The 12,105-nt window shown below is 55.2% G+C and carries 13 protein-coding genes; 8 read left to right on the top strand and 5 right to left on the bottom strand.

From position 1 onward, the window contains the following. Window positions 1–33 precede the first annotated feature (33 nt). The 3 genes from LG290_RS09330 (at window position 34) to LG290_RS09320 (ending at window position 2,694) form a co-directional block, all read left to right on the top strand. On the top strand, window positions 34–582 hold the full coding sequence (locus LG290_RS09330; RefSeq protein WP_499834593.1) for a cytochrome b: 549 nt from the start codon (window positions 34–36) through the stop codon (window positions 580–582). 85 nt (window positions 583–667) lie between these two features. After that, on the top strand, window positions 668–1,252 hold the full coding sequence (locus LG290_RS09325; RefSeq protein ID WP_160418663.1) for a YceI family protein: 585 nt from the start codon (window positions 668–670) through the stop codon (window positions 1,250–1,252). A 155-nt stretch (window positions 1,253–1,407) separates the two neighbouring features. After that, entirely contained in the window at window positions 1,408–2,694 is a 1,287-nt protein-coding gene (locus LG290_RS09320; protein WP_499837068.1) for an MATE family efflux transporter, read from the top strand. A 93-nt stretch (window positions 2,695–2,787) separates the two neighbouring features. On the opposite strand, the gene LG290_RS09315 is transcribed toward LG290_RS09320, so the two are convergent. Together LG290_RS09315 and LG290_RS09310 are read right to left on the bottom strand one after the other, a co-directional pair. Continuing rightward, the gene (locus LG290_RS09315; RefSeq protein WP_160418662.1) at window positions 2,788–3,978 is read right to left on the bottom strand and encodes an amino acid aminotransferase; all 1,191 of its coding nucleotides are present in this window, start codon (window positions 3,976–3,978) and stop codon (window positions 2,788–2,790) included. After that, on the bottom strand, window positions 3,979–4,317 hold the full coding sequence (locus tag LG290_RS09310) for a 4a-hydroxytetrahydrobiopterin dehydratase (RefSeq protein WP_160418661.1): 339 nt from the start codon (window positions 4,315–4,317) through the stop codon (window positions 3,979–3,981). A gap of 620 nt (window positions 4,318–4,937) precedes the next feature. Here LG290_RS09310 and LG290_RS09305 point away from each other — a divergent pair. The 3 genes from LG290_RS09305 to dcd all read left to right on the top strand — a co-directional run bounded on the left by LG290_RS09305 (window position 4,938) and on the right by dcd (window position 7,599). Beyond that, on the top strand, window positions 4,938–6,056 hold the full coding sequence (locus tag LG290_RS09305) for a coiled-coil domain-containing protein (protein WP_499834592.1): 1,119 nt from the start codon (window positions 4,938–4,940) through the stop codon (window positions 6,054–6,056). Between the two features lie 163 nt (window positions 6,057–6,219). After that, window positions 6,220–7,020: an iron-sulfur cluster carrier protein ApbC gene (gene apbC / locus LG290_RS09300; protein ID WP_319928110.1), complete on the top strand. Its 801-nt coding sequence runs from the start codon at window positions 6,220–6,222 to the stop codon at window positions 7,018–7,020. Window positions 7,021–7,032: 12 nt separating this feature from the next. Further along, the gene (gene dcd / locus LG290_RS09295) at window positions 7,033–7,599 is read left to right on the top strand and encodes a dCTP deaminase (RefSeq protein ID WP_160418658.1); all 567 of its coding nucleotides are present in this window, start codon (window positions 7,033–7,035) and stop codon (window positions 7,597–7,599) included. A 101-nt stretch (window positions 7,600–7,700) separates the two neighbouring features. On the opposite strand, the gene purN is transcribed toward dcd, so the two are convergent. Both purN and purM read right to left on the bottom strand, forming a co-directional pair. Continuing rightward, window positions 7,701–8,432, bottom strand: a complete 732-nt coding sequence (gene purN / locus LG290_RS09290; protein WP_499834591.1) for a phosphoribosylglycinamide formyltransferase — start codon at window positions 8,430–8,432, stop codon at window positions 7,701–7,703. Next, window positions 8,429–9,505, bottom strand: a complete 1,077-nt coding sequence (gene purM / locus LG290_RS09285; RefSeq protein ID WP_499834590.1) for a phosphoribosylformylglycinamidine cyclo-ligase — start codon at window positions 9,503–9,505, stop codon at window positions 8,429–8,431. The genes purN and purM overlap by 4 nt, the downstream gene beginning before the upstream one ends. Window positions 9,506–9,654: 149 nt before the next feature. Between purM and LG290_RS09280 the strand changes: the two genes are divergently transcribed. Both LG290_RS09280 and hda read left to right on the top strand, forming a co-directional pair. Then, window positions 9,655–10,731 (top strand): AI-2E family transporter, encoded by a 1,077-nt coding sequence (locus LG290_RS09280; protein WP_160418655.1) that lies wholly within the window; start codon window positions 9,655–9,657, stop codon window positions 10,729–10,731. Further along, window positions 10,728–11,429, top strand: coding sequence for a DnaA regulatory inactivator Hda (gene hda / locus LG290_RS09275; RefSeq protein ID WP_499834589.1), 702 nt, complete (start codon window positions 10,728–10,730; stop codon window positions 11,427–11,429). The genes LG290_RS09280 and hda overlap by 4 nt, the downstream gene beginning before the upstream one ends. 100 nt (window positions 11,430–11,529) lie before the next feature. On the opposite strand, the gene LG290_RS09270 is transcribed toward hda, so the two are convergent. Beyond that, a complete protein-coding gene (locus LG290_RS09270) occupies window positions 11,530–11,907 on the bottom strand; it encodes a phasin family protein (protein ID WP_160418653.1) in 378 nt (125 codons plus the stop codon). Window positions 11,908–12,105: the final 198 nt, after the last annotated feature.

The following is a 12,105-nucleotide window of genomic DNA, read 5'->3' as shown; positions in this document are numbered from 1 at the left end:
GTTTTCTAAGCCAATGCCAGAGGGGAAACATCGATGTGGCGCAATACACATAATGGCTGGGGTATCGTCAGCATTGCTTTGCACTGGCTGAGTGCGGTTGCCATCATCGGGCTTTTCATTCTTGGTTGGTGGATGACTGGCCTGGATTATTTCCATGGCTGGTACAACTTGGGGCCTTGGTGGCACCGTTCTGTCGGTATGCTGGTATTGTTCGCCACCCTGGCACGATTGATCTGGCGATTCTGGCAACCCACCCCGCTTGCTCATGGCCAGCGTATGGAAAAGCTTGCTGCCCATTTCGGTCATGTCGCCTTGTATGTGCTCATGCTGGTGGTGATGATCAGTGGTTACATGATTTCCACCGCCAACGGACGAGGCATCAACGTATTTGGTTGGTTCCAGGTTCCGGCATTGGTTTACGATCTACCGAATCAGGAAAGCCTGGCGGGAACCATCCATTGGTACAGCGCCTTGTTGTTGATGTTGATGGCGCTGGGGCATACCGCCGCGGCACTCAAGCATCATTGGATCGACGGCAACGATACCCTGTTGCGGATGCTTGATCCAAGGCGAGCCAGATAGCGTTGAAAATCAGCGCGTATTAAACAAGCCTTAGCGTTGGCTCAGGGCCTGCGTGTATTTAAGTAAACTGTAAAGGAGAATGACCATGTTGAAGAAAACTGCGATTGCCACGGTGTTGACCGCCGCTGCGCTGGTTCCTTTGAGCCAGGCTCAAGCCGCCGACTATGTCGTGGATATCGAAGGCCAGCACGCCTTTATCCAGTTCAAGATCCAGCACTTGGGATTTTCCTACATTCTGGGTGACTTCGAAGAGTTCAGCGGTCAGTTTCACTATGAAGCGGACAATCTGGAAGCGTCTTCTGTGGAAATGGAAGTTCAAGTCAACAGTCTCGACACCAATCATGCCGAGCGTGACCGTCACTTCCTGAGTGATGACTTCCTCAATGCCGATAAATATCCCACCGCGACATTTGTCTCTACCGGCTTCGAGCCGAAGGGTGATAATGAAGGGGTGGTAAGCGGTAATCTTACGTTGCATGGCCAGACTCAGCCGATCGAGATGGACGTTACCTTGATGGGTGAAGGAAGTGATCCCTGGGGTAACTATCGTGCCGGCTTTGAAGGCAGCACCATGCTGACATTGAGCGATTTCGAGATCGACATGAACGCCTTTCCTGAAGTGATGCATGAGTTGGAGCTGTACGTTACCTTTGAAGGCATTCGCCAGTAACGAAAAAAGCGTCATACTAACGCCACCACCCCCGGATTTTCTCCGGGGGTGGTGGCGTTTTATGCATTGAGACGGGAGTGGCCGTGGTAGACGTAAAGCATCAAGCAACATCAGCCTCTTCATTGGCGCTTACCCTTTGGCGGCAGACGTGGCCCATGGCCATCGGCGTGCTGGCCCTACTGGGCTTTCAACTGGTGGACAGTGCCTTCATCGCGCGTTTGGGTACCGCGCCATTGGCGGCATTATCATTCACCTTTCCGCTTTCGTTTCTGATCATCGGCATTCAGGTAGGGTTGGGCATTGCCATCGCCGCCTTGATTTCCCGTGCGCTAGGTGCCGGGGAAAATGCCCGAGCACGCCGCCTGAGCAGTTTGGTGATGATGATCGGTGGCGTCACCATCGCATTGCTGGGGGTGCTGCTTTGGGCCTTTCACGTGTCTCTGTTCAGGTTGTTGGGGGCGGATACCGCAACGCTTGGCTTGATTGGCGATTATTGGGCACCTCAGCTGCTGGCGGCTTGGCTGGGAGCACTGTTGTATTTTGGCTATAGCCTGTTTCGCGCCCATGGCGATACGCGCTTGCCGGGCAAGATGATGGTGCTGAGCAGCCTCATCAACCTCGTGATGGACCCAATATTGATTTTCGGGATGGGTGACTGGCAAGGTATGGGGCTGCCGGGAGCGGCTTGGGCAACGGTAATTGCCTTCAGTAGTGGCTTGCTGATAGTCGGCTTGAAGCTCAACAGAACCGACTGGCTCACGCGCCATCAGTTATGGCCTGAATTCTTGCGTTCGGCAGGCCCTTTTACCGGAATTGCAGGGCCGGCCATGGTCAGTCAACTGATGCCGCCGTTGGCCGCCATGCTGGCAATTTACGTGGTGGCGGGACTGGGTGAGACCTATGTAGCAGCCTGGGGGCTTGCCAGCCGCCTGGAAACGCTCTCGCTGATGGTGATTCTGGCCATGACCATGTCGCTTCCCCCCTGGTTGGGGCGTTGTTACGGGGCGGGCGATTGGATGCAGATTAAGCGGCTGCTGTACTTGGCGCTGAAGGTGGCGGTGGTGTGGCAGTTGGCGTTGGGCACGCTAATGGCAGTGTTGGCGCCCTGGGTGGCCTTGGGGCTGTCGGGCAATCCCGACGTTCAATCCGAACTCGCCTTGCTGATACGTTTTTTACTCCCCAGCTATGCCGCATTGGGGGTGTGCATGTTGGTGGTCTCGGCGGGCAATGCGCTGGGTTGGCCGTTACGCGCCATGCTGCTTTCTGCCGCTCGGCTGTTTATCTGTTACCTACCCTGTTTGTGGGTCGGTGCTCAACTCGGCGGTTTCGCCGGTCTGGCTCTGGGGGCGGCAATCGGCAATCTGTTTGCCGGCCTGATGGCCTGGCGTGTGTTGATGACGATGCTTTCCGGCAAACCGCAGCAGGTCGAACCCCAAGCCTGAACGACCCATGCTTGAAATCTGCATAAAAAAACGCCCGAGGCCATGAAATGAGCCTCGGGCGTTTTCGTCCCGCTCATGTCATCTGCTTGGCGATCAGCTATTGACCGCCGCAAAGGCCTTAGCCAGGTAGGGCAGGTTTTCGTGCGAGAAACCCGCCACATTGGCGCGGCCGGAGCGGACCATGTAGATACCGAATTCGTCACGCAACCGGTCTACCTGCTCCGGGGTGAGGCCGGTATAGGAAAACATGCCGCGCTGCTCGGCGATACAAGCGTACTTCTGATCCAGGCCGTAGGGCTTCAGAGCCTCAACGAAATCGCGCCGTAGGGTATTGATACGGTCGCGCATTTCAGTGAGTTCGTCGCGCCAGACGGGAATCAGATCGTCGGAACTCAGAATTTCACTGACGATGGAGCCGCCATGTGCCGGCGGGTTGGAATAGTTTTCCCGTGCCACGATGGCAATCTGAGAGCGCACGTTTTCCATCTGCTCGTTGTCTTTGGCCACCATGATCAAGCAACCGGTACGTTCGCAATAGATGCCGAAGTTCTTGGAGCAGGAGCTGGTGATGATCATTTCATCCAGTGATTCAGCCAGCAGACGAACGCCATAGGCGTCTTCATCCAGGCCTTCACCAAAGCCCTGATAGGCGAAATCCACCAATGGCAAAAGATTGCGCTCACGCACTACTTCCAGTACTTGCTTCCATTGATCTTGCGAAAGATCGAACCCTGTGGGGTTGTGACAGCAAGCGTGCAGCAGCACAACATCGCCTTCGGGAATCTGCTTGAGCGCCGACAGCATGCCGTCGAAATCCAGGCGGTTGTCCGCGTCCACATAAGGGTACTTGTGCAGCTTGATACCCGCGGCGGGGAAGATGCCCAAGTGGTTCGGCCAGGTTGGGTCACTGACCCAGATGTCCTTGCCGGGAAGCTGCGTGGCGATGAAATCAGCCGCTAGGCGCAGGGCACCTGTTCCGCCCGGTGACTGGGTGGCGCTGGCACGGCCTGCGTCGAGTACCGGCGAGTTTTCACCGAGCACCATCGGCAGCACCACATTGCCATAGGCGGGTGCTCCATGGGAGCCGATGTAGGTCTTGGTGGTTTCATTCTTGAGCAGGCGAGCTTCCGCTTCTTTGACGGCACGCATGATCGGCGTGTTACCTTGCGAATCGCGGTAAACGCCAACGCCAAGATCCACTTTCTGCGGGTTGGTATCTTTCTTGAAGGCTTCGATCAGCCCGAGGATTGCATCTCCCGGGACTCGCTCAATTTGCTCGAACATTTAGTTGGCTACCTCGTCGGTTCTGGCGGCAAGAATGAAGTCATTGCGATGCAGGCCGCTGATGGCATGTGACCACCATGTCACGGTGGCTTTGCCCCACTCGGTGGTAATTTCCGGATGGTGGCCGGCCTGCTCGGCAATGTCGCCGACGCCTTGGGTGAATGCCAAGGCCTCGGCAAAATCACGAAACGTAAAGCTTCGCATAAGCTTCATGATGCCATCGTGCTCGACAATCCGCCACTCGGGAACCTCCTTTAGTAGTGCCTCGCTTTGTTCACGGGTCAAGGGAGTGGCCTCGGCACTGCATGCTTCACATTTTTGCTGGGATAGGCTGGTCATGAAAGCTCCACGGTCGGCTGTGAGTGACTCAAGGTGTCTCAATCAAGATAGAACGTCGGGGAACGGAGGACCATCCTGGATCAGCTCATACCAGAGATGGAAGGATGGCATTCGGGAGGATTAAAGTGGGCAGGCTCAAGGGCGGTGCTGATCTCTTGCTGTTCTGCTTAAAAAAATTCAACGCTGGATTACCTCGTTACGGCTGTTCAGTAGCGTTTGGCTGTGTATGCTGTTAAGGAGGTAATCATATGTATCGCTTGCAACAGGCTATTCAATAGCCTGTTGTGAGAATCAGCACTCACTGCTCGGATCAACAAGAGGGAAGGACGATGTCGGACACAAACACCCCGGATAACAATCAACCCAAAAACGATCCATCCAAGAACGATTCATCCAAAAAAGCTTCTTCAACTACTTCTTCGACAAAGAGCGAACCACCCAAGAACGGTTCCACAGGTACCGGCACTGGTTCCACAACGACTGGCTCCACGACTAGCAGCTCGTCAGGTGGCGGTTCCACGGGTGGCAGCGGCGGTTCTGGGGGTGGCGGTTCCAAAGGTAACAATGCTTCGCCGGGTGCGTCAGGCGGTTCTTCCGCTCAAAAACCGAGCACTAAAGCCTTGTTTCAGGATAACCGGGTTAGAGGAATTGCCGGGATCGCTGCGATAGCCGTGATCTGGGCGATTTTGGCGCAATCCACCGCAGGGTCTCGTGGGGATGAGGTCGAGACACTCGAAACACGTGTGGAAACCTTGCAAAGTGAAAACCAGGCATTATCCCAGCAGCTTTCCGAAGTGGAAGAGGCTGAAATGGAACTGGAAAGCTTACGTGGCGAAATGGCTGTGCTGCATGAAGAACAGGCCCAGGTCGAAGAGCAATTGGCGAAGGCCGAAAGCGATGTTGCCAGCACTCAACAGCAGCTGGATGCGTTGACGGCGGAGCGTGATGCGCTGCAAACTGAAATAGAGGAATTGCGTACCGAACAGGAAGAGGCCGCTGCTGAACTGGCATCGCTGCAACAAGAGCTTGAACGGGTCGAGCAGGCTCGTGATGAAGCCCAGGCGGCTCGCCAGCAAGCTGAAGAAGCACGTCAAAGCGCTGAAGCAGCACGGCAAGAAGCGGAGCAAGCTCGCCAACAAGCCGAAGAGGAACGTCAGCAACTAGTCGAAGAGCGCAATGAAGCTGAACAGGCGCTACAAGAGATGCAGTCCGAAATGGAGCAGGCTCAGTCGCGCTTAAACAAACTCGAAGAACAGATTCAGGTGCGTGAATCCGAGGTCGAAGTGCTGTCCCGCCAGCAAACGACCTTGACCAATGAGCGCGATGAACTGCAATCGGAAGTTGAAGAACTCCAGGCGCTGCGCCAGGAAGAGCAAGATAGCATCGATCAGGTGCGCTCGGAAATGGAAGATCTCATGCTGGCGATAGATATCGGTCGCGAAGAACTGGCGATGATTGAAGGTCAAGTGGAGGAGCGTGAAAACCAGCTGGAGCGCCTTGAAACTCAATTACGCGACTGGCGTGAAGAATTGAGCACGCTGGAAACGCGGATGGAGAGCACCAGCACTGAAATGGATGGTGCTTCCCAAGACCAGGCGCAGTCCGAGGCACAAGGCCAGCAGCAAGCTCAAGGCGAGCAACAAGAGGGTCAGCAGGAACAAGATCAGCAAGCTCAAGGCGAGCAACAAGAGAATCAACAGGAAGAAGAGCAACAAGCCCAGGAACAAGAGCAGAACTGAGCTTTATAGTAGCGTTAGTTCCTGATTGATCATGGCACGAACGGCAGCTTGCAAGGGGAGGCTGCCGTTCGTGTTTGTGATATGTATTTATGAAACCGGTGGCGAGCGTTATCATCGCCGACTCAGGTGAGAACGTCATCGGTTAACCAAGGAGAAGCATGTGATTGATGGCGTCAAGCATATCGTGGCCGTGGCTTCCGGTAAGGGAGGCGTGGGCAAATCCACTGTAACCGTCAACCTGGCACTGGCCTTATCGGCACAAGGCTATCGGGTTGGAGTACTGGATGCGGATATTTACGGTCCCAGCCAGGCGCAGATGCTGGGCGTGAAAGAGGGCGCCCGCCCGAAACCCGCTGGTGAGAAACATTTTCATCCGATGCAGGCGCATGGCATTCAGGCCATGTCGATGGCATTTCTGGTCAACACTCGCGAGCCCATGGTGTGGCGAGGGCCGATGGTAGTAGGGGCGTTCCAGCAGCTGTTGACCCAGACGCTGTGGGACAACCTGGATTTCCTGTTGATCGACATGCCGCCAGGCACCGGCGACATTCAGTTGACGTTATCGCAACGTGTACCGGTATCTGGCGCGGTTATCGTCACTACTCCCCAGGACATTGCGTTACTCGATGCCCGCAAGGGGATTGAAATGTTCCGCAAGGTCAATGTACCGGTACTCGGCATCGTCGAGAACATGAGCCTTTATCAATGTGAAAAATGCGGCCATCAAGCAGCTATTTTTGGCACCGGCGGCGGCGATCGCATTGCTGAAGAATACGACACCCAGGTATTAGGAAGGCTCCCATTGGCGTTGTCGATTCGTGAGCTGGCGGATGCAGGGCATCCCAGTGTAGTCTCCGAGCCGGAAAGCGACATCAGCAAGACATTCGGCGAGATCGCCAAGCAAGTGGCGGAACAAGTAGCCGGCCAGTCCCATGACGGCCCCTCGATTTCTTTTAGTGAGTGACAACTTCAACCCATGAGTATCAAGTCAGACAATTGGATACGGCGCATGGCCGAACGCCAGGCAATGATCGAACCGTTCGAGTCAGAACAGGTGCGCTACGTCGATGAGCGGCGTGTCATCTCCTATGGCACGTCCAGCTACGGCTACGATGTGCGCTGTGCTGATGAATTCAAAGTATTTACCAATATCTATTCGGCGGTGGTGGACCCCAAGGCCTTCGATGAAAAAAGTTTTGTCGATATCAAGGGTGATGTGTGCATCATTCCGCCTAACTCCTTCGCGTTGGCCAGAACGGTGGAATATTTCCGTATCCCTCGGAGTGTGTTGACTATCTGCCTGGGAAAATCCACTTATGCGCGTTGCGGTATTATCGTCAATGTCACACCGCTTGAACCGGAGTGGGAAGGGCATGTGACGCTGGAGTTTTCCAACACTACAAACTTGCCGGCCAAGATTTACGCGCATGAAGGTGTGGCGCAGATGCTATTTCTGGAGTCTGACGAGGTCTGTGAAACCTCTTACAAAGATCGTGGCGGAAAATACATGGGGCAGCGCGGGGTTACTCTGCCACGCACCTGAGCATTGCGCGACCGCCCGCCTGCCTATAGAAAGTGCAAAGGGCGACTTTGATCAAGTCGCCCTTTGTCGTGTCACTGGTGCATCGGCATGCTACCGGCTAGTCAAGTTTCGTCGAGTTCCTCGGCGGCATCCTGGTGAGACAAACGCATGCCATGACGGGGAAGTGTCATACCATCAATGGTGGCGCTGTCACCGGCGAACTGCAGGCGTCCTTCCAGAAACCAATTAACCGCGATAGGAAGAATGAGATGCTCGCGGGCATGAACCTTTTCCGTGAGGCTTTCTTCGCTTTCTCCTGCCTCTACATTGACCACTGCCTGTATCGCTACCGGTCCGCCATCCAGTTCTTCTGTGACGAAGTGCACACTACAGCCATGTTCGGTGATTCCATCGGCCAAGGCGCGGGCATGGGTATTGAGCCCTTGGTACGCCGGCAGCAACGAGGGGTGAATGTTGAGCATGCGGCCTTCGTAACGTTCCACGAAGTGTGGGCTCAAGATGCGCATGAAACCCGAGAGTACGATCAAGTCCGGCTCATGCCGCTCGATGACGGTGATCAAGGCACTGTCGTACGCTTCGCGGCTATCGTATTCGCGATGCGGCAGAGCGACGGCATCAATACCGGCCTCGTGAGCCCGTTTCAGGCCGTAAGCCCCAGGTTCATTGGAAATCACCGCCACGATCTCACCGCTCAGGCGGTCGTGAGACTGGGCGTCGATCAGCGCTTGCAGGTTGCTGCCATTGCCGGAAATCAGTACCACGACCCGACGCTTTTCGGTGGGGTCGGGCGTGAGATCGTTGAGGGTGTCGCTGCCAAATTCAGGAATGCTCATGCCGGGAGGTTCTCCAGTACAACGGCCTCGGCTCCTTCTTCGCGGGTCACGATATTGCCGATTCGATAAACGCTTTCACCTTGCGCTTGAAGATGCGCCCGGGCCTGGTCGGCTTTCTCCGCGGGTACCACGATGACCATGCCGATACCACAGTTAAGGACGCGGTGCATTTCGGTTTCATCAACATTGCCCTGGGTTTTCAGCCAGTCAAAAACGGCCGGTCTCTGCCAGGTAGTCATATCGATATGCGCCGCCAGGTTGTCAGGCAGCACACGCGGAATATTTTCCAGAAGCCCGCCCCCGGTGATATGTGAAAGGGCATGTACCGGAATATCGCTATCGCGGAGCAAGGAAAGCAAGGGTTTGACGTAGATACGTGTCGGTGCCATCAGGGCATCGCCCAGTGATCTGCCGTCCAGCTCCATGGCCAGGTCTGCGTCACTGATTTCGAGTATCTTGCGAATCAGTGAGTAGCCGTTTGAATGAGGACCGGAAGACGCCATGCCGAGCAGCACGTCTCCTGCGCCGACCTTGCTGCCATCGAGAATTTCTGATTTTTCCACGACACCGACGCAAAAACCCGCCAAGTCATAGTCGCTGCCTTCATACATGCCGGGCATTTCAGCGGTTTCACCGCCCACCAAGGCGCAGCCGGCCTGTTCACAGCCGTTACCGATACCGCTCACGACATCAGCGGCGATATCCACATCGAGCTTACCCGTGGCATAGTAGTCAAGGAAAAGCAGCGGCTCGGCACCGGCCACGACCAAGTCATTGACACACATCGCTACCAGGTCGATGCCGATAGTGTCGTGGCGACCCAGGTTCATTGCCAGGCGTAATTTGGTGCCGACACCGTCAGTTCCCGATACCAGTACCGGCTCCTTGTAGCCGGTGGGTAGCTGGCACAAGGCACCAAAACCACCGAGTCCACCCATGACTTCGGGACGAGCAGTGCGCCGGGCCACGTGTTTGATGCGATCTACCAGCGCATTGCCGGCATCGATGTCGACGCCGGCATCCTTGTAACTGAGGGAGGGCTTGGCAGGCTGCGAAGAGGAAGTCTCGGTCATGACGTATCCTGTAAAGCAAAAAATAACAGTGCTTGTAATGCCGGCCAGTCAAATCTATGCCGGTGAGCTGAGCAATGGCGAGGCGAGATTGTAGCATCAGGTGGCGCGCCCCGCATCGCTGGTGCCATATCCAGGAAGGAGAGTTACGCATGAAAAAATCGTGGTGGGGAATTATCCTCGTCATTGGACTGGGTTGGTTGCTGTACCGCCTGGATACTGTGTTGATGCCCTTTATTGCCGGGATGATTCTGGCGTATCTGGCCAACCCTCTCGCGAATCGTTTCGAACGCTGGGGAATGAATCGCCCCTTTGCAGTAAGCAGTGTCTTTCTTGTGATGCTGATTATTCTGTCGCTCAGCTTGTTGATACTGATTCCGTTGACCGTGCAGCAGATAAAAGAAGCGGGTGAGGTGATTCCGGGCGTTTTGTCTTGGGTGGAGCAGGAGTTGGCGCCACAGGTACGGGAATGGACGGGGTATGATCTGGAAAATGAACTGGCCAATCTGCGGAAAATCCTGACCGAACATTGGCGTGATGCAGGAGGGTATCTGGCTCAAGTGCTGGGGCAAGTGGGGCGTTCAGGCGCCGCCTTTCTCACATGGATAACCTATTTCGCCTTGATCCCGGTGGTCACGTTTTATCTATTGCTCGACTGGACGCGCCTGAATGCCAACATCATTGGTTTCATTCCTAGGCAGTGGGAGCCGGAAGCCGTTCGGCTTTTAAGTCGTTGTGATGAAGTGCTTTCGGCCTTCTTGCGTGGCCAGCTGCTTGTCATGTTGTGCCTTGGAGTCATTTATTCACTCGGGTTGACGCTGATGGGATTGAACTTTGGCCTGCTGATAGGCCTGGTGGCTGGTTTGGTGAGTATTGTGCCTTTTCTGGGATTTATCGTGGGGATCGGTGTGGCATTGATTGTGGCACTGTTTCAGTTCGGTACCTGGTGGGCAGTGTTGGGAGTAGTCGCAGTCTTTTCGCTCGGTCAAGCTGCCGAAAGCGTGGTGTTGCAACCCAAATTGCTGGGCGACAAGATCGGCCTGCATCCGGTGGCGGTCATCTTCGCGGTATTGGCGGGGGGCAGCCTGTTCGGTTTTACCGGGGTATTGTTGGCGCTGCCCGCGGCGGCGGTCATCATGGTGCTTTTGCGCGAAATCAACGAACGTTATAAACACAGCAGATTGTACGATGCTGAACAGGATCACCACGACGAAGAGGGAGCGTCATGAGCCGAGTACCGGCACAGTTGCCATTGGGAATAGGCTTACGCGATGACGCCACCTTCGAAAATTTCCTGCCCGCCGAAAATGCTTCACTGGTGGAGCGGTTGATCCACCAATGTGACCTGGATGGGGAGCCGTATGTGTATTTATGGGGAGCACCGGGAACCGGCCGCACGCATTTATTGCAAGCGGCCTGTCACGCCGCCTCGGACGCCGACAAGCGGGCGCTCTACCTGCCGTTGGCGGAATTGGGCCATTTCCCGCCGTTGATGCTGGAAGATATCGAGCGACTGGACCTGGTCGCGATTGACGACCTTGAGCTTGTCATAGGGCGCAAACGTTGGGAGGAAGCCTTGTTTCATGCTTTCAATCGGTTGCGTGATGCAGGCAAGCGCCTGGTGATTGCCGCTCAAGCCTCACCGCGCCAGTTACCGGTAAAATTGCCGGATCTCGCTTCAAGGTTGAGCTGGGGCGTCACTTTTCATGTTCAGCCGCTGGATGATGCCGGTCGTCTCGAGGCACTCAAGCTACGAGCAAGCTTGCGTGGTATGAAGCTGCCCGATGATGTGGCGCGGTATATTCTGCATCGCGGGCCGCGTGAGCTAGGCGAGCTATGCCGTACTCTGGAAGTGCTGGATCAGGCATCTCTGTCAGCGCAGCGCAAGCTCACCATCCCTTTCGTCAAAAAGGCGCTCGATTGGTAGACAATCGTCATAAACAGAAAAACCGCCGATGAATTCGGCGGTTTTTTGTGCGCTATACTGAATTATAATAAGTCGTTATAACAGAACCTCATGAAAGCACTCAGGCGCTTTTGGCAGTAGCCTTGCTGGCGACTTCACGCGCTTGCTTGACGTTGCTTTCTGTCAGCTTCTGGCTCTGCTGAATGAAATCCTGATGCAAGGAGGCCACCTTGTCGGCATCGCCCTTGACGCGTTCGGTGAGCTCCTTGGCGACTTTCTGCTGGTCTTCCATATAGCTGCGCAGGCCTTCAGCGTTTTTGATGCTCAGCAAGTTACGAACCTGTGCCAGGCTGGTATCGGCATAGGTTTTGCCGGCGTCCAGTTGAGCATTGACCAACTTCTCGGTGAAGTTAAGGCTCAAAGTAGCGAAGGCGCGTGCCGGTGCCATGAACAGGTTGTCGACTTGCTGGTTCATTTCGTTAGTGTTGAAAGTATTCATATTACCCTCCAAGGGTTGTCAGTGACTGACCAGGAAAGTAACGGTAGAGCTTTCTCTTGTTTCCTGATCTTCTTGCGTTGCAAGCATAGCAAGCGTTTTTGTGCAGTGCAACATTGCGCGTGAAGCCACTGATAAATAGACCGGACTTGCATCATTTCCCCGCGGCTACCAAGGTGAGATTCATGCAGCCAAGTTAGG

It is taken from the genome of Halomonas sediminis, from assembly GCF_044871105.1.
GTDB classification, from domain to species: domain Bacteria; phylum Pseudomonadota; class Gammaproteobacteria; order Pseudomonadales; family Halomonadaceae; genus Vreelandella; species Vreelandella zhuhanensis.
This window is presented reverse-complemented; position numbering and strand designations above follow the sequence as displayed.

Bases quoted from the DNA above. Each gene is read 5' to 3' on its own strand.
- LG290_RS09330 (WP_499834593.1), top strand. From the start codon at position 34: ATGTGGCGCAATACACATAATGGCTGGGGTATCGTCAGCATTGCTTTG.
- LG290_RS09325 (WP_160418663.1), top strand. From the start codon at position 668: ATGTTGAAGAAAACTGCGATTGCCACGGTGTTGACCGCCGCTGCGCTG.
- LG290_RS09320 (WP_499837068.1), top strand. From the start codon at position 1,408: ATGGCCATCGGCGTGCTGGCCCTACTGGGCTTTCAACTGGTGGACAGT.
- LG290_RS09315 (WP_160418662.1), bottom strand. From the start codon at position 3,978: ATGTTCGAGCAAATTGAGCGAGTCCCGGGAGATGCAATCCTCGGGCTG.
- LG290_RS09310 (WP_160418661.1), bottom strand. From the start codon at position 4,317: ATGACCAGCCTATCCCAGCAAAAATGTGAAGCATGCAGTGCCGAGGCC.
- dcd (WP_160418658.1), top strand. From the start codon at position 7,033: ATGAGTATCAAGTCAGACAATTGGATACGGCGCATGGCCGAACGCCAG.
- purN (WP_499834591.1), bottom strand. From the start codon at position 8,432: ATGAGCATTCCTGAATTTGGCAGCGACACCCTCAACGATCTCACGCCC.
- purM (WP_499834590.1), bottom strand. From the start codon at position 9,505: ATGACCGAGACTTCCTCTTCGCAGCCTGCCAAGCCCTCCCTCAGTTAC.
- LG290_RS09280 (WP_160418655.1), top strand. From the start codon at position 9,655: ATGAAAAAATCGTGGTGGGGAATTATCCTCGTCATTGGACTGGGTTGG.
- hda (WP_499834589.1), top strand. From the start codon at position 10,728: ATGAGCCGAGTACCGGCACAGTTGCCATTGGGAATAGGCTTACGCGAT.
- LG290_RS09270 (WP_160418653.1), bottom strand. From the start codon at position 11,907: ATGAATACTTTCAACACTAACGAAATGAACCAGCAAGTCGACAACCTG.